Raw genomic sequence first — 18,451 nt, 5'->3', positions numbered from 1 at the left:
GCAAGGTTCCTTCGGAAGAAGAGGGGTTCAGGCCGCGAGCGACAGGCGCACGTCGAGGCCGGTGCGGGCGAGATGCGAATAGGGGCAGACGACATGCGCCTGGTCGACCAGGTCGCGGGCGACCTCCGGCTCGACGCCGGGCAGTGCGATCCTCAGCGCGACATCGAGGCCGAAGCCCTGGCCGTCGTCGCGTTTGCCGATACCCACGGCGGCGGTGACGCTGCTGTCCTCGGCGATCTTCACCTTGCGCTGGCTCGCGACGAACTTGAGCGCGCCGAGGAAACAGGCGGCATAGCCGGAGGCGAACAGCTGCTCCGGGTTGGTGCCTTCGCCGCCCGGTCCGCCGAGCTCCTTCGGGGTAACGAGCGCGACGCTGAGCGCGCCGTCCGCAGTGCGCGCCTGGCCGGTACGGCCGCCGGTGGCAGTGGCTTCGGTGCGATAGAGAATGTTCATCGGCCAGCTCCTTCATTCATGCGATAACGATTATCGCGATAAGTGCTGAGGTAGCTCACCGTCGACCGAGTCGCAATATAAATCTTATCGCGATATGTATTTTTGCGAGAAGCGTGCTACATCAAGGGTCAGGGAGCCCGTGATGACCGACCAACCCACTGTGCCGCTGCCGCTGGACGACCAGCTCTGCTACGCCATCTACTCGGCCGGAATGGCCATCCAGCGGCTCTACAAGCCACTGCTCGACGAGCTCGGACTGACTTACCCGCAATATCTGGTGCTCAACGTCTTGTGGCGCGAGGACGGGCAGACGGTGGGCGGGATCGCCGACCAGCTCGCGCTCGAATCGAGCACGCTTACCCCTTTGCTCAAGCGGCTCGAGGCCGCGGGGCTGGTGCGCAGGACACGCAACCCCGCGAACGAGCGGCAAGTGGTGATCGAGCTGACCGATCAGGGCCGCGCGCTCCAGCCGCAGGCGGGATGCCTTGGCGAAGCCTTGCTCGCGGCGTCCGGCCAGTCGCCGGAACGCCTGAGCGAGCTGAACCGCAACGTCCGGGAGCTGCGCGACGCGCTTTATGGCGATGGCGGCAAATGGAATATCGTCCAGTCATCGGATCAGTAGCTGAATTACATTGGCCGCGAGCCGTGTTGGCACCGATCTCACCCGTATCGGCTGCAATGCGCCATCAACTCGGACTTTGCGCCAGTCGGAGGGCGAACCTGGAAACCGCCGTTCGTTCACGGCGATAGTTATTGGGTGGTAGGTTGCTTTGCCGTCCGAGAGTGGGCCCCGCAGAAGTGGAGATTGTGGTCGTCGTGAGAGCCCGCTTCGACGGCGAGACTGCTCGAAGTTGCAGTCTCGCCGAAGATGCTGGCGATACGATCAGAGCCTGCCCTCCGCGAGCAGCTCGCGAGTGCGCTTCAGCGTCGATAAGAGGGCCGCTCTGTACCCGTTGTCGCCGTCGAATTGTGCCTGCTCCGCCTGTTCCTCGGGGCCGTTCGGCGCCTTGCCGCGCAAACCAAAATAGCAATAGAAGCGCAACTGGAGCGCGCCGGCCTCATCCTCGTAGATCTCGTTGATGATCGCGCCTTCGCGCGGCCCGGAGGCCTGAAAGAAGGTGACCTTGCGCTCGTGCTCCAGCACGACGATCTCGCGCAGATCGGCGCCGCCGATCGTGGCTTCGCGGACGAAATGCGTCGGGCTTTCCTCCACGACATCGCAACGGGTGCAGAAGCCGGGCGGAAGGAACAGGCGCGCGTCGCGGGCCTTCAGCTCGAGACCGGCCCAAGCCTGTGCGCGGGTCAATCTGATTTCGCCCTCGGGGTTCACCGGGACAGTGGCAGTCGAATAGATCATGCCGGATCTCCTTGTCGTGCGGTGCTTCAGGCCGCGATCTCGGCGGCGAATTCGCGATAGGCGCGCAAGGGGCGGCCCAGCAGCGTGGTGAGGCGCTCGACATCGCCGGCGGCGGCGACCATCCCCTCGGTCTGGAAGCGATCGGCCATCAGGCGCATGTCGTACGCCATCCAGCTCGGCGCGAACTGCCGCAGATTCTGCTCGAAGCCGGCGGTATCGTCACCGGAATAGGCGATCGGGCGTCCGAGGACTTCGGTCCAGATCGCAGCGACATCCGCGCCGGTCAGGGTCTCCGGGCCGACGAGCGTGATCCGCTCGAGCGGGAGCGGCGCGCCGGCCTGCTCGCGGCGGACGAGCTCGATCGCCGCGATCTCGCCCAGGTCGCGCGTGTCGAGCATCGCGAGGCCCTTGCCGCCGATCGGCATCGGATACACGCCGTAACCCGTCACCGCGTCCTTGATGGTGAGGTCGTTCTGGATGAAATAAGCGGGTCGCAGGATCGTGGCGTTGAAGCCCATCTGCTCGATCATCCGCTCGACGCCGAACTTGCCCGCGAAATGTGGCACGTTCACGTACAGGTCGCTGTGGATCACCGAAAGATAGACGATCCGCTCGATGCCGGCTTCGCGGGCGAGATTGAGCACGATGAGCGCCTGCGTGAATTCGTCGGCCGCCACCGCGTTGAGCAGGAACAGCGTCGAGACACCCGAGAATGCGCCGCGCAGGGAATCGATGTCGAGCAGATCGCCCTGAACGACGGTGACGCCCGCCGGCAGGTTCGCCCTGGCAGGATCGCGGACGAGCGCGCGCACATCGGCGCCGCGATGGATGAGCTGATCGACGACGTGGCGCCCGATCTGGCCGGTGGCGCCGGTAACGAGGATGGTCATGGGGTCACTCCTGGTTGATGCCAAATGGCATTCCCGGAAATTAGTGATCCATATTCGCGCCAATAGACGCTAGATTTGAACGTACCGTATCACTGGTGGAACATATGGACCTGCTCGCTCTCGCCGATTTCAATCTCGTCGCGCGGCATGGGGGATTTGGACGCGCTGCGCGTGCCGCCGGACGCCCAAAGGCGACCTTGTCCCGCCGGGTCGCGGAGCTGGAGGCCAGCCTCGACGTGCGGCTGTTCGAGCGCGGCGCGCGGATGCTTAAGCTGACAGAGGAGGGGCGGGCGCTCTATGAGCGGACGGGCGCTTTGCTCACCGAGCTCAACGAGACGGCGGCTGCCATCGCTTCCGGCGGACACACGCCGCGCGGGCGACTGCGGATCAGCGCGCCGTTGCTGTTCTCGCAGATCGCGATGGGAAAGCTCGCTGCCGAGTTCAGCGCCCGCTTTCCCGAAGTCCGGCTCGAAGTGACGACCGAGGATCGGCCGGTGGACATGATCGAGGAGGGCTATGACCTCGTAATCCGCGTCAACCCGGCCCCGGACGAGAGCCTCGTCGGGCGCGCCTTTCTGCGCGATCGGCTGGTGGTGGTGGCGAGTCCCTCCGTCACTCGGCCGAAAAATGGCGAAGCGGCTCCTGCGGTCATTCGTGGATCGTTCGATCAGGACCTGGACTGGAGGGTGAAGACCCCGAATGGGGTGATCCGCGTCGCGGTCGAGCCCGTTCTCAGCGTGTCGTCACTGGTCATGAACCGCGATGCGGTCCGCGCCGGAGCCGGAGCCGGGCGCCTGCCGGTATCGCTCGTCAGTCGCGATTTGGCGGCTGGGACATTGGTGCATTGGGGCGATATCGACGGGCCGGAAATCGCCTTGTGGGCGCTCTACCCCTCGCGCCGCTTGCTCAGCGCCCGCGTGTCGGCGTTCCTCGACTCTCTCAAATCGGCGTTTCCGACCGGAACGCCAGACGAACTGGCCGCCTTTATGGGGGGGTGAACGAAGGTTGGCTTGCTGCACCGCCACAAGCGGACGGGCAACGGCCGGTCCAAATCAAGCCGTTCAGCTCGCAAAGTCAGTGACGTCTGTTTTCGCCGCCACACAATCGTAAGCTGCTGGTCAGCTACCGGCCCAGAAGCTGGCAGACAGCTGTTGACGCAAGCTGTCCTTCCGGAATGGCGCCCTGATAGCGGTCGTTCAGTCTGCCCACGGCGATCCCAGAAGCTGCCGTTCGTTCAGGTGATGGATGGGAGTTCGTTACTTGGTGGAATGCCGCCTCAACCATAGAGTCGTCCCTAGCGCTGGCTTCCGCATTTCAGGGGGTTCGGGATTTGTCGTAAGCCTCGAGCGCCTGCTGGTCGGCTTTCGAGACGAATTCGCAAGCGAGCAACGTCTGACCCGGAAGCGCCGCGCTTTCGCGCGCGACGATCGAAACCGTCCCGAAGTCGGGTTGAGGCTGCTGGTCCAGGGGTAGGGCCCGCGCATACCCTTTGGCGGAGGTGCCGAAGATCGTCGAGCGCTCCTTTGTCAGATGATAGCGCGCCGCCAGCGCGTCTGACTGCAATCCTTCGATCAGAACACCGACCATCGTGCCGCCGAAGATCACCTTCCGGCTCTTGAAGCCGTCCCGTCCAAGTTCCTCTGGCAGCACATAGACGTTGGCGGTCAGCATCGACGTGTCCGGCTTCGCTAGCTTCTCCGCCATTTCGTAAAGCGCGGTCGCCGACTCCATCGTGTAGGGCGGCTTGCAGATTGCAGCATCGTAGAATGGGCTCGCCGAGGTTGAAGGGGGAAAGACGACGCCCAACAGGATCGGGATCATGATATGACTATAAAGCATCGAAACTCCCGTTGGAGCGATCTGGTGCGTGTTCTGCGAGATCGTGAAGGCACTTACGCGCCATTGAGACGCTTCAGCTCATTCCGGTAGCGGTCCACCATTTCAGGCGGGGCAGCGCCGGCGTGGCGATCGAGAAACGTCTCGAGCGTTTCACGATACTCGCGGCGGAAGTCGGCATTGCCCGGACTTGCCTCTACCCGCGCTGCGGCACGTTCAACCGGCTCGAGCGCTTTTTGCAGCAGCAGTCTTTTTCCGAACGGCGATTCATCGCGCAGGATTGCGATATTGCGCTCGAAGCCCGGGATGTACTTGACGACGAAACGCTCGCCTTTGGGCGGAATCTGGATCGCATTGCGCGGCGGGTAGAGGCTGGCCGACATGGTGTCGAAGCTGGTCTTGACGTCCCGGCCATCGGCGGTTCGCACCACCGCATCATATTCCCAGATATTGGCGTCATTGAGCTGGGAGGCGGTTTCCTCCTCATGCGTGATCACCGCCGTGCCATAGGTGCCATAGGCATTGAGGAAGGTCGCATTGGCCATCGATCCGAGGAAGATGTTGGCGATCCCGAGCACGAAGCCGACGACGCTCAGTCCCATCCAGCCGCCGTTCCTGAACAGCTTGCTTGCCGCGCCGCCCAAGGTCAGACCGGCCAGGATCCAGAGCGGCAGCGACAGCAGCGAATGCTGGCTGATGAAGAAGAAAAAGGCCGAAAGCGCAACCATCATCCGCCGCAGCCTCCGCACCCGCCGCAACCACCGCCGCCGCCGCATCCTCCGCCGGCATCGCTGGAGCTGTCCCCAGTTCGCATGAGATGGAAATCGTTCAAGCCGGAGCCAATCAACACCGTCGTCCCGAACAGCGCCACGGCCAAGGGGATTTCATCGGCGGTGGGCGCGCGCTGAAGGCGCTCGGCGCGTGCCTGCGCTTTCTCGGTCGCAGCAATGCCGCTTCGCGTTCTGGTTTCCGGCGTCAGCCAGCGCATCAGCGTGAAGATGCCTGTCACGATCAGTAGCGCAGTCAAAATGCCCGTCGGATGGCCGAGTTCGTCACCGTAACGCCAACGCGAGATGCCGAACGCGAGCAGCAGCAGATAGGGCAAGGTCTGGCACAGGCGGATCAGCTCCACCCGTGCCCGGCCCATCAGGAGCCCGTCCGCGGTGAGGCCCTTGCGGACCGCTTGCACATGGGTGTGCAAGGCATTTTCGACAGCGCTCCAACCGAACGGCGAGGGCAGCGCGAGCACGCTTGCGTCAGCCTCGTTGCGAACTGCATCCGCTCGAACGACCTCGATCTTGCGATCCCTGCCCATTGCGATCCGCTCTGAGCAAAGGAGCCGGGCGATGACCAGTTCGACGAAGCGATCCTTGCCGCCGGAAAGGTAAGCGGCTTGCTCGCTTTCGATTGCATCGAAATCGCGACCTTGCTTGCGGAGCCAGTGGGGAACGGCGAACCCGAGATAGATGACGAGGAGGAGAAGCGCGCCATAGAGCGCGAGGAATTGGCCGCCGTTCAGGTCGTCGTGACTGAAAAACACTACCGGACGACGCTCCCGTTACCAGAGGACAAAGTGAAGCATCGCGACCAGGGCGGCAACGGCAAAAATCGCCCACAGCGCGGTCCGCGGAACTACGATCCCATCGCGCGGATGAACCCGCCTGGCGCGAGGGTCCTCCAACAGTCGCCGCGCCGCGCCCGGCCAGATATCGGCTGGCGGGGGCGCACCGAAGACCTCCTCATAGCGTTTCAGCGTGCGGGCATATTGCTCGAAGAAGCGCGTTCGCTCGGCATCGCCTCCTGCGGTCGGCCCGTGATGCAGCGGCCGTCCGAGTATGTCGGGACAGAAGCGCTCCCAATAATCGCGGCTGTAGGTGAGATGGAGATGCCAAGCCTGATCGACTGCATCGGAAGGGGTCAATTGATCGTCGCTTGTTGCGGCCATGAAGCAGAAGCGCCGGTACTCGTCGAACACACGAACCGCATGCGCTTCACTCCAACCGTTCTCGCGGGCGAGTCGCTGGACGAAGGTAAGGCGGGCATTCTCAGGACCGACGACGTAGGCCGAGAGCGCATGCCATAGCGGATGTTCGAGATAGCTCACTTGTTGCGCGAGGGGGCCCGACGCGACTTTCTTGGTAGCTCGTCGGTAAAGAGCCCGACATAGGAAAGTCCGTTGAACAGCCTCGCGGGATCGAGGATCTCCTGCGTCGGATCCGCATAGACGAACATGGCGTTGGCTCGCTCGATGCCGCGGCCGGCGCAAGCAGCGACGACGCCTCGTGCCGAATCCTCCGACGCCAATGCACTCATTGCCACGATCTCTTCGACCGGAACCGGCACCTCAAGCCAGATTACGAGCAGCAGATCCTCGTCATAGAGTAATTTGCGGCCAAGGTCGCGGCAGAAGCCGCAACCCGTGACGTCGCTGCCAACGGCCTCGATATCTTCGACATCGAGCTGCCAATAGCTGGGTGGGTTGTCGAAATATGCCCCGAACTGCGTCTCGTCGAGTTCGGTCGAGCCGATCCAGAAGTGCAGCGCCGAAAACGGGGCAGGCGGCGGGGCCGGGCCGAATTTCTCGACCCAATCAAACAGGGTCCCGGCCGGCAGACCGTGCGGCTGCTCAAGTTCCGGGAACCCTCCCGTCGGCGTGCGGTTCAGGGCCTCGTCCACGAGCTGTCGCCGAAACGCTTCTGAATGAACGATCTTCTTGATTCGTCGGCTCCACATATGTTGGGCAGATATGGCTCCTTAGACCATCTGGCTCTCAGGCAACATCGACACACTAGGCCGAATTCTCCGTGGCCTTGCGGAACATGCGCACAAGCTGGCGACGCAGCGCCTGTCGCTGCTCGTATCTGGCAGTGGCGGGGACGGCCAATTCTTCGCAACTTCCGGAAAATGCAGCTGCCTCCAAATCCTCGACGCAGCGTTTGAGCCAGCTCGCGGACGCAGCGACCGCTCGGCGATGAATGGCCTGCGCCTTGGAGCACAGCGCCGGCATGTCATCGGTGCAACCCATCGCAAAGGCGAGATAGGCAATATAGGCACGCTGCCATACCCGGTCGGAGAGACCCATCTCGTCCGCGCTAGGAAGGCTTTCACCCAGGATCTCGCAACCGCTTCCGTCGATGAACGGCTCGGTATTGTGCAGGAAGCAGGAGCGGGATAGCGGCAAGAAGGCACGGTCCGGTTGCGGTTTCCCCGCGAGACCGTTGCGATAGATGATGCCCAGATATTTGCAGGCATAGGGGCCGATCCCGACATCGTCGGAGTCGCAGACCCGAGCCATCCTGTCCTTGGATGCGCTGTAATTGCGCCGGCTCGGATCGAGGAAGTAGATTTTGCCGGCCTCATAGCAGCCGCCCATCTGAAAGCCGGCTGCGCATGACCGTTCGTAGTTGGCCAAGGCCGCTCCGGCATCGCTCCGCTTCTCGGCCGCGACGCCAGCCTGCCAGCAACTGTCGACATTCCCCTCCTGCGTACAAGCCGACGAAGATTGGCCCGGCTCAGGCGAGTGGGCGGTCTGCATGCGCTGTGCGGTCTGGGCAGTTGGCGTGCTCGCAAGAACCGTCCAGCTCATCATCATCGCGACGGCTGCCAGAAAGGAAGTCATGCTGCTCTCAGACGAAGTGACCGGAACTGTCCCGCTGATGCACTGAGTCCGAGATTCCCTCAAGCCGGCACGGCTCATCCACGGCGTGAGGCTCCGCCCTTCCACGCAAGGCTGAAGAGGTTACCAAGGGTCGCAATGAACCGCTTCGGTCGGAAGTCTTGCCGCGCCGATATGGCCTGTTAGGCTTTGGCGCTCACTTGTCCCGCTCAGAAGGAAAGAATGCCCATTTTCTCCGTCAGGCGCACCGCTCGTATTGGAGCAGCGGCGACCGCCGTTCTGGCGATTATCCAGCCGGTGTCTTCGCAGGATGCGCCGAAAACGATCCAGGTCGTTCCGGCGGACCCGGTAGTGGGGGAGTATGTGCATTCACAAATGGAGTTGATTGCCGGCCTCCGCCTCAACCCCGACGGCACCTTCGAATATGGTTTGACCGTAGGGTCGCTGGATGAACGCGCACAGGGCCGCTGGAAGCGCGTCGGCAGGAGGATCGAACTGACCAGCGATCCGCGGCCGGTGGCGCCTGTAATTACGACCGGCGCAGTCGAGCTCGCCCCGGACCAAGCGTTCGCGATACGAGTTGTCGCGCCGAATGGCCGAGACGTCCCGGGCGTTGATCTGCGTATCGAGTTCGACAGCGGCACGCCGCTCGAATCCTATCTTGCAGGAGGACCGTGGTCACTACCGCCGGGCGAAGTGCGGACACCACGCTTTGTCACGTTCACTATGGACGCCTACCGGCTTCGGTCCGAGCGCCTGCCGCTGCGCGCGGATGCGGGGACAGTCGCAACGTTCCTGCTGACGCCGAACGACTTCGGCGTCGTCGACTTGACGGGCGCCCACATAGAGCCGGGCGGGGACGGCCTGACCCTCTATCGTCCGGAAGGCTCCATGCAATTCAAACGCACAAAGGGCTGAGCGGTCAGACAAGCTGTTCAACCAGTTCGGCCGCTACATGATCAGCTTCGTGCTCATTCATCACTACCAGGCCTGGCGCCACCATGGCGGTCCGCCTCCGACACCGCCTGCTGCAGTCCAGCAGCAGCCTCGGCCCGCGCCAGACCGCGAGCGTGGTGGCGGGGCTACGCGCCGGATCGTTGCTTACGTCCGGTACCGTGGACGGTCAGCGCGCCCGGGTCCTGGCTCCTACCCCGCCGCTCACCGCGGCTACCGCGCGCTCGGCGCTCACATTTCTCCGCGTGGCTGACGCGATTGAGGCGCCGCGCGCCCGCGCGCGCCGATGTTCGAGGCCGATCCCGCGCTCCAGAACGAGCTGATCTATTGCTCTGCCGCTTTCGTGTTCAAGCGTGGCAGTCTGCTCGATTCGCACCCCGGCGTGAACCATTTCACAACCAAGGATTGCGGCTACATCGTGCTTACTGCAGTGATCGCGGCCGCGCTTGCGCCCAACGCGGATGTGCCATCGCTTTCCTGCCGCGGTCTGGCACGTCGATGCCGGGTCTCGCGCTCGCACATCGGCAATCTGATGGCGCATGCCGAGCGAGAGCGGTGGTTTGCGACCGATGGTCTTGGCCGGCTCGCCTGGGTCGATGAAAGGTTCCTGGAGAGCTTTAAGGTATGGACCGCGAGGCAGATGGCGCATCACTCGGTTCTTGCCGACTTTATTCTAGCCAAGTGACCCGAAGACCCGCGCCACAAGCCACCGGAGCGGTTCGGGTCTTTCCCCGCCGGTCGATCTTGAGCTAGGTCTACTGGCCGCTCCGCGCCCGCATAGCGGTCATTCAAGAACGCGTTCGGCGGACCAAAAAGCTGCCTTCTGTTCAGTCAGCCCGGAACTATCGACATCCCGATGTCCGCTGTTGCTCAACTCCTGGTTGGGTAGCATCTTCCTTGACCTTTGATCGCGCGAAGCGGCCGGGCGCCATTCCCAGTCGCTTGCGAAATGCGGTGCTGAACGCGCTCGCTGACTCGTAGCCGATTTCGTCGGCGATCCGGTCGAGCGATTTGGCGCCGCGTATCAGCGCGTCCTTCGCGAACGCCATGCGCCAGCGGGAAAGATATTCGATGGCGCCGCAGCCCAGCGCCTCCGCGAACCGGGCCGCGAAGCTCGAACGCGACATCCCAGCGATCTTCGCGAGTTCGGCCACCGTCCAGCTGGTACGCACATCGGCATGCATCGCCCGCAGCACGCGCGCGAGAGCCGGATCGCGAAGCGCGCGGAGCAGGCCTGCGGACATCTCGTCCCGTTCGATGCTGCGCCAGCGGAGCGCCTCGATCAGCAACGTCTCGATCAACCGCTGTAGGATCGCTTCCCTGCCTGGAAAGTCGGATGCGCATTCTTCGGCGAGGAGCGCAATGATCCGCCCGAACCGGGTACTCCGGCCCTCGGACGCCGAGATATGGATGAAACCGGGCAGCAGGGAGAGTAGCAAGGGGGCGTTGACTTGCTCGATGCTGAAGCTTCCGCCCAGCGCGACAAAGTCCGGATCTCCCTCCGCTTCGCCGTGGCGGACCGCGGCATTGCTCGGCTCGACGGATATACACGGAACCCCGGCCCTGCTGAACAGCGCGAAGGCGGGGGTGGTAGGCAGCAGGAGGAAGTCGCCCGCGGACAAGCGAAGAGGTTCGCTGTCCGCGAACTCGACCCAGCATTCGCCCGCGAGCACGATGGTAAAGCCTGGTGCGTCATAGGCGCGATAGCGCACGCACCACTCGCCGCGTGCAGTGATCGGCTTCGATACCGCGGCCGTGGGCCGAAGGAGTGCAATGATATCGCTCAATGGGTCCATAGCTGGATGGTCCGTTATCTAATCGCTGAATTTCGGATCGGTGCTTCGAAAGCGGAGCGTCCTGCTCAGCAAGAAAGACCCTGCCGTCATCGACCGACGGCGTAAAGCGTACGGACGATTGGTAATTAATGACGGACGAATGATTATGGTGCGTCCAAATGCCGTCGCCTAGCTGAAGAGTGTCCAAACCAAGGGAGACTCCGATGCAAACGATCCTGATCACTGGCGCTTCATCCGGCTACGGCCTGGAAACAGCACGTCATTTCCTCGAGCGCGGCTGGAATGTCATCGCCACGATGCGCTCCCCGGATCAGAGCAGGCTTCCAGCGTCGGAGCATCTGCGCATCCTGCCGCTGGATGTCACCAGTGAAGCCAGTATCGCCGCGCTTGTGGAAGCCGCCGGTGCCATAGATGTCCTCGTCAATAACGCCGGTGTGGGTGGCGTCGGCGCTTTTGAAGCGATGCCGATGTCGCTGATCCGGCAACTCATCGAGACCAACACGATCGGGGTGATGGCGATGACCAAGGCGGTTATCCCGCAGATGCGGGAGCGTCGATCCGGTACGATCGTCAATGTCACTTCGAGCGTTGCCCTTGGCGACTTCCCGCTGGCGGCCGCCTATACCGGCAGCAAGCAAGCGGTCGAGGGGTTCACGGCCTCGCTGGCGATAGAGCTCGGCTATTTCGGAATCCGTGTGAAGCTCGTCGAACCCGGCTATGCGCCGACTACGCGCTTTGGTGCGAACGCTATTATTCCGGTCGAGGATCTCCTGCCCGGGGCCTATGCGACCTTTGCCGGGCCGATCCTCGAGGCCTTTGCAAATCCGCCGATGACGACGCGCGAACCTGATGTCGCCGAAGCGGTCTGGTCCGCGGTCCACGACGATGACGGCCAGCTTCGCTTTCCTGCCGGCCCTGATGCCGTTGCCTTGGCGCAGGCCCGCTGATGGACAGTCCCGTACCAGCTCATCCCGGGCCGCCCGCTGCCATACCGGCACTACCCAGAGGTGGTCCTAAAGCTCACGCTCTCAGCTTCTTTGCCGTTCGCCACGCGGAGAGCGAAGTCGAGCAGCAGGGTCGCACGCTCATCGCCAGAACCCTCGAGAGAGCGAGATCGCCTTTCCCGATGAAACGAACATGTACGGCTTTCGAAAGCTTTGGTCCGGGTGGTATTCAGTCGAGAATGGGAGCTCGAAGCACGCAGGAGATCCACTGGCTTGTTGGAAGGTCGCCCGCTGCCCGCGTGATCGAAAGCGTGCCATCCGTACCCCTTTCGATCGCGAGGTCGCGATAGTCGAGGATTGCAGGGTGCCGGAAATCCATTGGTGCATGATGGGTTTCGGTTACGACGAGAACCACGGCGCCGGAGGCCTCGGCGGCGTGCACGCCCGCTACCGAATCCTCGAGCACCAGGCAGCGATCGGCAGTCGTTGCAAGTCGCTCCGCAGCGAGATGGAAGCAGTCTGGTGCGGGCTTTCCGTGCTCGACGTCTTCGGCGGCAATCAGCAGCGGGGGCATTGGCAGGCCGGCCGCGCGAATCCGATTTACTGCCAGGTTTCGAGGTGCCGAGGTCACAATCGCCCACGGATAATCGGCCAGCGCCGCCAGGAACTCGGCGGCGCCGGCGATCGCGTCGATGCCCTCGACATCCTCTGTTTCGGCTTGAGTAATCCTTGCCGCTTCGACCAGCGGGTCTACGCCCGAAAGACCAAGGCGTCGGATGGTTTCGACCGACTGCACGCCGTGAATGGTCGGCAAAAACGCCTCGACGTCGAGACCGTGATCTGCCGCCCAGCTTCCCCAGATACGTTCTGCGCTTCTGATCGAATTCAGGATTGTGCCGTCCATGTCTAAAAGGACGGCATCGACAGGCCTCGTCGTCATCATTGTCCGCAATCCTTGCCAGCCTCGTGCGGCTATCAGCTTACCTGAATGACTGGAAGCAGCCTCTGCGCGTCCCGGGTAGAGTCTGGACGATCGAGCATCAATCCCGGACGAGCGGGTATGCGGTGCTGGCCGCCTGGCCGATTGATGAAGCGCGAGCTCATCTCCGCGGAAGGACGGCAGCAATGCGCTCTCATTCCAGTCGTCGAGGAGCCGGCGGGTGATCCCGAAAGCCGTCGTTCGTTCAGACGATGATCTGGCGGCCGCAATGGGGTGGATTGCCGATGGTCCGCTTACCAGCCGGCGCGCGCTATGCCTCGGGTAGCATTAAAGCTGCCGCCCCTGCGCAAATTGGCAATTTGGTAACGCACCCGTACCTAAGGGTGAAAAAGGGGGGCATCCGACCCAAAAGGGGAGAATGCCCATGGTATCGCGCGTATCGCCGAGTCCTTCGGCAGGCATCGGCACACGCCGGAAGCCCATCCTGTCGTCCACGGTTGCAGGCATCGCGCTCTGCGCGGCGGCGCCCGCCCGCGCCGACTGTGTCCTCACGCCGACCGCCGGCGACGACGTCTATGTCTGCGATAGCGGCACCGATCCGGGCGGGCTCAACGACCCGGGCGGGAACAACCGCCTCACCCTTCCCGCGGGCGGAACCGGGACGATCGACGGCAATGTCACCTTCGGCGGCGGCACCGACACCGTCGTCATGGCTTCGGGCCGGATCAACGGATCGGTCGATCAGGCAATGGCGACGACCGGTTCGAGATCAGCGGAGGAATCGTCACCGGTCAGGTGCAGCAGGGCGAAGGCATCGACCATTTCGTGATGACCGGGGGTGAGATCAACACGCTCAACCAGGGCGGTGCACTCGACACGTTCGTCATGTCCGGCGGCCGCATCGTCGATGCCTTTGACGATGGCGATCATGCAGTGATGACCGGCGGCCGCATCGGCCGTGTCAACATGAAGCTCGCCGACAATCTGTTCGACATGTCGGCCGGCACGATCGACCGCAACCTCGTCACCGGATTCGGCAACGATACGATCATCCTTTCGGGGGCACGATCGGCGGCAACATCAGCGTGTCGGGCGGCACCGACAGCGTCACCATCACTGGCGGATCGGTGGGCGGCGACGTGCTGATGAGCGTCGGTGCCGACCGGTTCGTCTGGAACGGCGGCGGCGTGGTACACGGCACCGTCGATCTGGGCGGCGACAATGACAGCGCCCAGCTCACCAACCTGACCGACGCCAATCTCGGCCGCAGCCCGCGGATTACCGGCGGTGAAGGCACAGATGCACTGGCCTTCTCCAACGTCACGACCGGTAACGTCGCACGGTTCGACGGCTGGGAACGCATCGACGCGACCAACGATACCGAACTGATGTTCAACGGCTTCCTGACGCTCGGCGATGCCGGCACCGGCACCGGCGTCTTCGCGCTCGACGCATCCAGCACGATCTTCGGCGGCGGCGCGAATGGGGGCATCGCCGCCTTCACCGCCGGCCAGCGCGCCACCTTGATCAACGCCGGCCGCATCGACCTCACCAACGGCAGCGGCGCGCCGGGAGACAGCTTCTCCATACGCGGCAACTATGTCGGCAATGGCGGGTTGCTGATGCTGAATACCGTACTGGGCAATGACAGCTCGGCTTCGGACAGGCTGGTGATCGATGGCGGTTCGGCGACGGGTACGACCAGCGTCACGATCGTGAACGCCGGCGCCGCCCGAGCCGCCCGCGCCGCCGCCGCCTCCGGCCCCGCCGCCGCCGCCGCCGCCGCCGCTGCCGCCCGAGCCGACACCGGTCGATCCCGACCCGGTCGATCCGGCGCCGCCGGTGACGGTGACCGACCCGGCGCCGCCGCCGACGCCCGCGGTGCCGCCGGCCCCGCCGCCTGCGCCGCCGCCTGCGCCGCCGCCCGCGCCGCCCGAGCCGCCGGCGGATCCCGCGCCGGTGCCCTCGCCCGACCCGGCGGTCGTGGTCGAGCCGCCGACGCCGGGCGCCACGCCGGTGATCGCGGAGGTCGTGCCGCTCTATGTCGCCGCGGTGCCGATCGCGCATCACCTCGCCGCAGCCACGCTCGGCACCTTCCATGAGCGCCGGGGCGAGCAGGGCCTGCTCCGCGGCGGCGGCGTGCTGCCCGCAACTTGGGGACGCGTGTTCGCCGAAGCCAGCGAGATCGGCTGGAAGGGCGATGTCGCGCCCTCGTTCGACGGCGATCTCACCGGCTTTCAGATCGGGCAGGACCTGGTCGGCTGGGGCGAGGAAGGGGGCGTCAATGCCCGCGTCGGCGCTTTTGTCGGGCGGACCGCCACCGACGGCATCGTCCGCGGCCGCGCGCTGGGCTGGAACGACCTCACCGTCGGCCATGCCGATCTCAAGAGCACCAGCGTCGGCGGCTATGTTACGCTGGTGGGCGACAGCGGCTGGTATGTCGATGCCGTCGGGATGCACAGCTGGTTCGAAGGCGAGACCGTCGCCAGCGCCGGGCTCGGTACCGATGTCGACGGCCGCGGCTGGGCCGCCTCGCTCGAGGCGGGCTATCCGATCGCATTGTCGGGCCGCTGGACGCTGGAGCCGCAGGCACAGGTCGTCTGGCAGCGGATCACGCTGGATGACCAAGCGGACATGTTCTCGCCGATCGACTTCGCCGCGGGCACGTCATGGACCGGTCGCCTCGGCCTGCGCCTGCAGGGCGATTACGGGAGCGAGCAGGCGCGCCTGCATCCCTATCTCCATGCGAGCCTGTGGCAGGGACTCTCCGGAAAGCAGGACACCCGCTTCGGCGCCGACCCGATCCGCACCGAACTCGACCGCAACGAGGCGGAGGTTGGCCTCGGCTTGATCGCGCGCTTCGGCAGGAGCATCGCCTTGCATGCCAAGGGTGACTATGGCTTCGAGGTGGACGGGCCGCGAACCCGCCGCTGGAGCGGAACGGCCGGCCTGACGATCAGCTGGTAGCGTTCTCCTCAACGATCTCAGCGTCTTGGTGCTTCCTGCGGCGGATGGGAGAGCAGTGCGAGTAGGTGTTTACCCTGCAGGCAAGCCTTGGGGCAGGTGAAGACTGGGATGTGGCGAGGGCGCTCAAGCGTGCCGGTCTCGATACCTCTGAGATCGGCGCGGCGCTCGCCCATGCTAGCCAGATCGTGCCGGACTGCGGTAACACCACGAATGCCGAACGGCTCGGCAGTCACGGACTTGGCGGCGCTCACCAAATCCCTGCGGTCCGCTCGCAGCGCCGCCGGGATGTTGACAGCCGCCTATGGCAGCAGCCGTGTGAGGCGCCGCTAATGCGATAGGAGTATCGGAGTGGCATCCGAGCTCGGTGGATAGCTATAGATACCGGACGCTGGCGGGATAACGGAGGAGCAGGCTAAAACGTGAAACTATTCTTTGACGAACGCCAATGCTCTCATTCGCCCGAACGGGAACTGCACAACGGCGACTGGGCTCCCGCGGCCGAAACCGCCGAGCGCCCGCGCTCGATTCTCCGCGAGGCGGCTGATCCAGAACTCGTGCGAGATTTCGGCATGACACCGCTGCTCGCTGCGCATGATGCCGGCTATCTCGCCTTTCTAGAGCAGGCGCATAACGAATGGCTTGCGGCGGGGCGCAAGGGGGATGCGATCGGCTACACTTTTCCGGTCGTCCACAGGCGTCCCCTCAACCCTATCCGGATCGACGCCAAGCTCGGCGCCTATAGTTATGACGCGGGCACGCCGATCGCCGCCGGCACCTGGGAATCAGCCTATTGGTCGGCGCAATGTGCGCTGTCCGGCGTGCAGGCCTTGGCTGCCGGCGAGCGTTACGCCTTCGCACTTTGCCGTCCGCCAGGCCATCACGCGGGTCGGGATTATATGGGCGGCTATTGCTACCTCAACAACGCTGCAGTCGCTGCGCGTCACGCCCAGTCGCTGGGCCTTGGCCCGGTGGCGGTGCTCGACATCGACTATCATCACGGCAACGGCACGCAGGATATCTTTTACAAGGATCCGAGCGTGTTTTTCTGTTCGATCCATGCGGATCCCGCGACCGACTATCCCTTCTATTGGGGTTGGGAGGACGAGCGCGGCCTCGGCGAAGGCGAGGGCACCACGCTCAACCTGCCCCTTCCCCGCGGCACCGATGGCATGGCTTATCGCCCGGCGCTCGAACGCGCACTGGACGCGATCACAGCCTGGGGCGCAGGCCTGCTGATCCTCTCCTTCGGCGCCGACACCCATAGCAGCGATCCGATCTGCGGATTCGCGCTCGAGCGCGAGGATTACATCGTCCTTGCCCGTATGATCGCGGCAATCGGGATCCCCACTCTCATCGTCATGGAGGGGGGCTATGCAGTTGGCGATCTTGGCCGCAACGTTGCGTCGTTCCTGTCCGGCTTCCCCGACTAGACGGCGAGGCGCTCCTTTTCGTTTGCGGGGCGCACCGCCAATTTTCTGTCATCACGACAGCTAAGCGCCCTAATAGCGGCCACTCGGGGGGGCGGCTCAGCGCAACTGCTGTATCCATTCCCACATGTGCTGTTTCATCAGGTCCTCAGTCGGCGATGGCGCGTACTGACCCGCGAGAGCCCGGGCTTCCCGGGGCGTCAGCCCAAAACGGGACCGGAAGGTTCGTGCAAAATTGGTCCGCCAGGAAAAGCCGCAGCTCTGCGCAATGTCTGCGACGCTTCTTCTATGCTGCGTGGGATCCCGGAGCAGGGCGTGGGCGAGATGCAGACGGCGCTCGCGGACACAGGCTGTAAACCCACCATGAGGTTCCATCAGATAGTAGAGCTTGCGGCGCGATATGCCGAGGCGCCCAGCGATGTCCTCCGCAGATATTCCCGGGTCGACCGCCCGATCGGATATCAGACGATGGATCTGGGCGGTCAGAAGGGGATCGATGACATGGAAGTTCCTGTCGGGCGCATCCGTATTGAGGACCGCCGCCGCCATCGCCAATGTAGGAGCAACGAGCGATTCCGCCTCATTGACGCTCATCACCGGGGCGGCGGCGAACAGGCCGATCAGGTGATTGCGGAACAGCGCGACCAGGGGTGCCGAGCCGGAAACGAGCCGAAGATTCTGTTCGTCCGGAGCCCTGAGGAGCGGCGCGAGCAACCGCCGCGGAACGGTCAGGTTGAGGCTGTCGAAATCGCTTGTGCCGGTCGCATGAGGCTGCGCGAGGTCAGCGATGAGCAAGTCGCCCGGCCCGGCCTCCGCGCCCCCTGCCCCATCGCGAGAACCATGCCTGCCGGATAGGCAGAACTGCAGGGTGTAATGGTCGATGCCGTCCCGCCCGATCCGCGCCCGAGACCGATCGAAAGTCTGGGCAAGGCAGCGATAGGCGGTAAGCACCACCTCGCCGAAATGGTAGGCTTCGGCGCGAACCTGAAACGCAGCATGATCAACGCAGAGACGAACGTCATAGATCGCATCCATGCTGTCCTTCCAGATCGCCAGCGCCGCCTGGCTTCCGATGCCGGTGCTGTCGAACAGGCTGTGGGGGATTGAGCGCCCCGTTGGATGAAGGTCCGTCATAGCCTCGTCTCCCCGCCGCTGATCCAGCCGAAGGCCGAACGGCGCTGGCCCAAATTCTAACGCGCCGGCTTCAGTCCAGCCAACGATATCGCAGATGCATCAAGCCCTCCGGACGGCGCAGGGCCGCCCGGAGGACC

Annotated in this window: 22 protein-coding genes; 10 read left to right on the top strand and 12 right to left on the bottom strand. The window is 64.1% G+C overall.

From position 1 onward, the window contains the following. Window positions 1-27: 27 nt before the first annotated feature. Complete coding sequence (locus ACO227_RS03640) at window positions 28-453, bottom strand: organic hydroperoxide resistance protein (RefSeq protein ID WP_423605373.1); 426 nt, start codon at window positions 451-453, stop codon at window positions 28-30. Window positions 454-595: 142 nt separating this feature from the next. On the opposite strand from ACO227_RS03640, the gene ACO227_RS03635 reads away from it, so the two are divergent. After that, window positions 596-1,075: a MarR family winged helix-turn-helix transcriptional regulator gene (locus ACO227_RS03635; protein WP_423605371.1), complete on the top strand. Its 480-nt coding sequence runs from the start codon at window positions 596-598 to the stop codon at window positions 1,073-1,075. A 261-nt stretch (window positions 1,076-1,336) separates the two neighbouring features. Here ACO227_RS03635 and ACO227_RS03630 read toward each other — a convergent pair whose 3' ends face one another. Then, window positions 1,337-1,810: an SRPBCC family protein gene (locus ACO227_RS03630; protein WP_423605370.1), complete on the bottom strand. Its 474-nt coding sequence runs from the start codon at window positions 1,808-1,810 to the stop codon at window positions 1,337-1,339. 26 nt (window positions 1,811-1,836) lie between these two features. Further along, window positions 1,837-2,700, bottom strand: coding sequence for an NmrA/HSCARG family protein (locus ACO227_RS03625; RefSeq protein ID WP_423605368.1), 864 nt, complete (start codon window positions 2,698-2,700; stop codon window positions 1,837-1,839). Between the two features lie 104 nt (window positions 2,701-2,804). On the opposite strand from ACO227_RS03625, the gene ACO227_RS03620 reads away from it, so the two are divergent. Then, window positions 2,805-3,698: a LysR family transcriptional regulator gene (locus tag ACO227_RS03620; RefSeq protein ID WP_423605366.1), complete on the top strand. Its 894-nt coding sequence runs from the start codon at window positions 2,805-2,807 to the stop codon at window positions 3,696-3,698. A gap of 316 nt (window positions 3,699-4,014) precedes the next feature. On the opposite strand, the gene ACO227_RS03615 is transcribed toward ACO227_RS03620, so the two are convergent. From ACO227_RS03615 to ACO227_RS03590, 6 genes are all read right to left on the bottom strand, one after another. Continuing rightward, window positions 4,015-4,521 (bottom strand): hypothetical protein, encoded by a 507-nt coding sequence (locus tag ACO227_RS03615; RefSeq protein ID WP_423605365.1) that lies wholly within the window; start codon window positions 4,519-4,521, stop codon window positions 4,015-4,017. A 71-nt stretch (window positions 4,522-4,592) separates the two neighbouring features. Further along, window positions 4,593-5,267: a hypothetical protein gene (locus tag ACO227_RS03610; RefSeq protein ID WP_423605363.1), complete on the bottom strand. Its 675-nt coding sequence runs from the start codon at window positions 5,265-5,267 to the stop codon at window positions 4,593-4,595. Next, window positions 5,264-6,076: a TIGR04222 domain-containing membrane protein gene (locus ACO227_RS03605; RefSeq protein ID WP_423605361.1), complete on the bottom strand. Its 813-nt coding sequence runs from the start codon at window positions 6,074-6,076 to the stop codon at window positions 5,264-5,266. Before ACO227_RS03605 ends, ACO227_RS03610 begins: the two co-directional genes overlap by 4 nt. Window positions 6,077-6,094: 18 nt before the next feature. Then, window positions 6,095-6,640 carry a glycine-rich domain-containing protein gene (locus tag ACO227_RS03600; RefSeq protein WP_423605360.1) on the bottom strand — a complete coding sequence of 182 codons (546 nt, stop codon included), beginning with the start codon at window positions 6,638-6,640 and terminating at the stop codon, window positions 6,095-6,097. Beyond that, the gene (locus tag ACO227_RS03595) at window positions 6,637-7,212 is read right to left on the bottom strand and encodes an immunity 22 family protein (protein WP_423605358.1); all 576 of its coding nucleotides are present in this window, start codon (window positions 7,210-7,212) and stop codon (window positions 6,637-6,639) included. The genes ACO227_RS03600 and ACO227_RS03595 overlap by 4 nt, the downstream gene beginning before the upstream one ends. A gap of 112 nt (window positions 7,213-7,324) precedes the next feature. Continuing rightward, a complete protein-coding gene (locus ACO227_RS03590) occupies window positions 7,325-8,155 on the bottom strand; it encodes a hypothetical protein (protein ID WP_423605356.1) in 831 nt (276 codons plus the stop codon). 219 nt (window positions 8,156-8,374) lie between these two features. Here ACO227_RS03590 and ACO227_RS03585 point away from each other — a divergent pair, with 219 nt between their 5' ends. Together ACO227_RS03585 and ACO227_RS03580 are read left to right on the top strand one after the other, a co-directional pair. Then, complete coding sequence (locus ACO227_RS03585; RefSeq protein ID WP_423605354.1) at window positions 8,375-9,070, top strand: hypothetical protein; 696 nt, start codon at window positions 8,375-8,377, stop codon at window positions 9,068-9,070. Window positions 9,071-9,392: 322 nt separating this feature from the next. Further along, entirely contained in the window at window positions 9,393-9,791 is a 399-nt protein-coding gene (locus ACO227_RS03580; RefSeq protein WP_423605353.1) for a hypothetical protein, read from the top strand. A gap of 157 nt (window positions 9,792-9,948) precedes the next feature. Here ACO227_RS03580 and ACO227_RS03575 read toward each other — a convergent pair whose 3' ends face one another. Then, the gene (locus ACO227_RS03575) at window positions 9,949-10,902 is read right to left on the bottom strand and encodes an AraC family transcriptional regulator (protein ID WP_423605351.1); all 954 of its coding nucleotides are present in this window, start codon (window positions 10,900-10,902) and stop codon (window positions 9,949-9,951) included. 203 nt (window positions 10,903-11,105) lie between these two features. On the opposite strand from ACO227_RS03575, the gene ACO227_RS03570 reads away from it, so the two are divergent. Beyond that, window positions 11,106-11,849, top strand: coding sequence for an SDR family oxidoreductase (locus tag ACO227_RS03570; RefSeq protein ID WP_423605350.1), 744 nt, complete (start codon window positions 11,106-11,108; stop codon window positions 11,847-11,849). Window positions 11,850-12,075: 226 nt separating this feature from the next. On the opposite strand, the gene ACO227_RS03565 is transcribed toward ACO227_RS03570, so the two are convergent. Next, entirely contained in the window at window positions 12,076-12,789 is a 714-nt protein-coding gene (locus tag ACO227_RS03565) for an HAD-IA family hydrolase (RefSeq protein WP_423605348.1), read from the bottom strand. Window positions 12,790-13,204: 415 nt separating this feature from the next. Between ACO227_RS03565 and ACO227_RS03560 the strand changes: the two genes are divergently transcribed. The 5 genes from ACO227_RS03560 (at window position 13,205) to ACO227_RS03540 (ending at window position 17,183) form a co-directional block, all read left to right on the top strand. Further along, window positions 13,205-13,615 carry a hypothetical protein gene (locus ACO227_RS03560; protein WP_423605346.1) on the top strand — a complete coding sequence of 137 codons (411 nt, stop codon included), beginning with the start codon at window positions 13,205-13,207 and terminating at the stop codon, window positions 13,613-13,615. Beyond that, window positions 13,582-13,932, top strand: a complete 351-nt coding sequence (locus ACO227_RS03555) for a hypothetical protein (protein WP_423605344.1) — start codon at window positions 13,582-13,584, stop codon at window positions 13,930-13,932. Before ACO227_RS03560 ends, ACO227_RS03555 begins: the two co-directional genes overlap by 34 nt. Further along, complete coding sequence (locus tag ACO227_RS03550; protein WP_423605342.1) at window positions 13,914-14,888, top strand: hypothetical protein; 975 nt, start codon at window positions 13,914-13,916, stop codon at window positions 14,886-14,888. The genes ACO227_RS03555 and ACO227_RS03550 overlap by 19 nt, the downstream gene beginning before the upstream one ends. Beyond that, window positions 14,770-15,753, top strand: coding sequence for an autotransporter outer membrane beta-barrel domain-containing protein (locus ACO227_RS03545; protein WP_423607244.1), 984 nt, complete (start codon window positions 14,770-14,772; stop codon window positions 15,751-15,753). Before ACO227_RS03550 ends, ACO227_RS03545 begins: the two co-directional genes overlap by 119 nt. 569 nt (window positions 15,754-16,322) lie before the next feature. After that, window positions 16,323-17,183 (top strand): histone deacetylase family protein, encoded by an 861-nt coding sequence (locus tag ACO227_RS03540; protein WP_423605341.1) that lies wholly within the window; start codon window positions 16,323-16,325, stop codon window positions 17,181-17,183. A gap of 96 nt (window positions 17,184-17,279) precedes the next feature. On the opposite strand, the gene ACO227_RS03535 is transcribed toward ACO227_RS03540, so the two are convergent. Next, the gene (locus tag ACO227_RS03535) at window positions 17,280-18,314 is read right to left on the bottom strand and encodes a helix-turn-helix domain-containing protein (protein ID WP_423605340.1); all 1,035 of its coding nucleotides are present in this window, start codon (window positions 18,312-18,314) and stop codon (window positions 17,280-17,282) included. Between the last annotated feature and the right edge of the window lie 137 nt (window positions 18,315-18,451).

It is taken from the genome of Sphingomonas sp. MS122 (assembly GCF_049532975.1).
Lineage (GTDB): Bacteria > Pseudomonadota > Alphaproteobacteria > Sphingomonadales > Sphingomonadaceae > Sphingomonas.
The sequence above is the reverse complement of the archived record's forward strand: the minus strand, read 5'-3'. Positions and strand labels throughout refer to the sequence as shown.

Coding starts and splice junctions, on each gene's coding strand:
- ACO227_RS03630 (WP_423605370.1), bottom strand. CDS start 1,810: ATGATCTATTCGACTGCCACTGTCCCGGTGAACCCCGAGGGCGAAATC.
- ACO227_RS03610 (WP_423605363.1), bottom strand. CDS start 5,267: ATGATGGTTGCGCTTTCGGCCTTTTTCTTCTTCATCAGCCAGCATTCG.
- ACO227_RS03540 (WP_423605341.1), top strand. CDS start 16,323: ATGACACCGCTGCTCGCTGCGCATGATGCCGGCTATCTCGCCTTTCTA.
- ACO227_RS03535 (WP_423605340.1), bottom strand. CDS start 18,314: ATGACGGACCTTCATCCAACGGGGCGCTCAATCCCCCACAGCCTGTTC.
- ACO227_RS03640 (WP_423605373.1), bottom strand. CDS start 453: ATGAACATTCTCTATCGCACCGAAGCCACTGCCACCGGCGGCCGTACC.
- ACO227_RS03565 (WP_423605348.1), bottom strand. CDS start 12,789: ATGATGACGACGAGGCCTGTCGATGCCGTCCTTTTAGACATGGACGGC.
- ACO227_RS03620 (WP_423605366.1), top strand. CDS start 2,805: ATGGACCTGCTCGCTCTCGCCGATTTCAATCTCGTCGCGCGGCATGGG.
- ACO227_RS03635 (WP_423605371.1), top strand. CDS start 596: ATGACCGACCAACCCACTGTGCCGCTGCCGCTGGACGACCAGCTCTGC.
- ACO227_RS03625 (WP_423605368.1), bottom strand. CDS start 2,700: ATGACCATCCTCGTTACCGGCGCCACCGGCCAGATCGGGCGCCACGTC.
- ACO227_RS03615 (WP_423605365.1), bottom strand. CDS start 4,521: ATGATCCCGATCCTGTTGGGCGTCGTCTTTCCCCCTTCAACCTCGGCG.
- ACO227_RS03575 (WP_423605351.1), bottom strand. CDS start 10,902: ATGGACCCATTGAGCGATATCATTGCACTCCTTCGGCCCACGGCCGCG.
- ACO227_RS03580 (WP_423605353.1), top strand. CDS start 9,393: ATGTTCGAGGCCGATCCCGCGCTCCAGAACGAGCTGATCTATTGCTCT.
- ACO227_RS03590 (WP_423605356.1), bottom strand. CDS start 8,155: ATGACTTCCTTTCTGGCAGCCGTCGCGATGATGATGAGCTGGACGGTT.
- ACO227_RS03570 (WP_423605350.1), top strand. CDS start 11,106: ATGCAAACGATCCTGATCACTGGCGCTTCATCCGGCTACGGCCTGGAA.
- ACO227_RS03560 (WP_423605346.1), top strand. CDS start 13,205: ATGCCCATGGTATCGCGCGTATCGCCGAGTCCTTCGGCAGGCATCGGC.
- ACO227_RS03585 (WP_423605354.1), top strand. CDS start 8,375: ATGCCCATTTTCTCCGTCAGGCGCACCGCTCGTATTGGAGCAGCGGCG.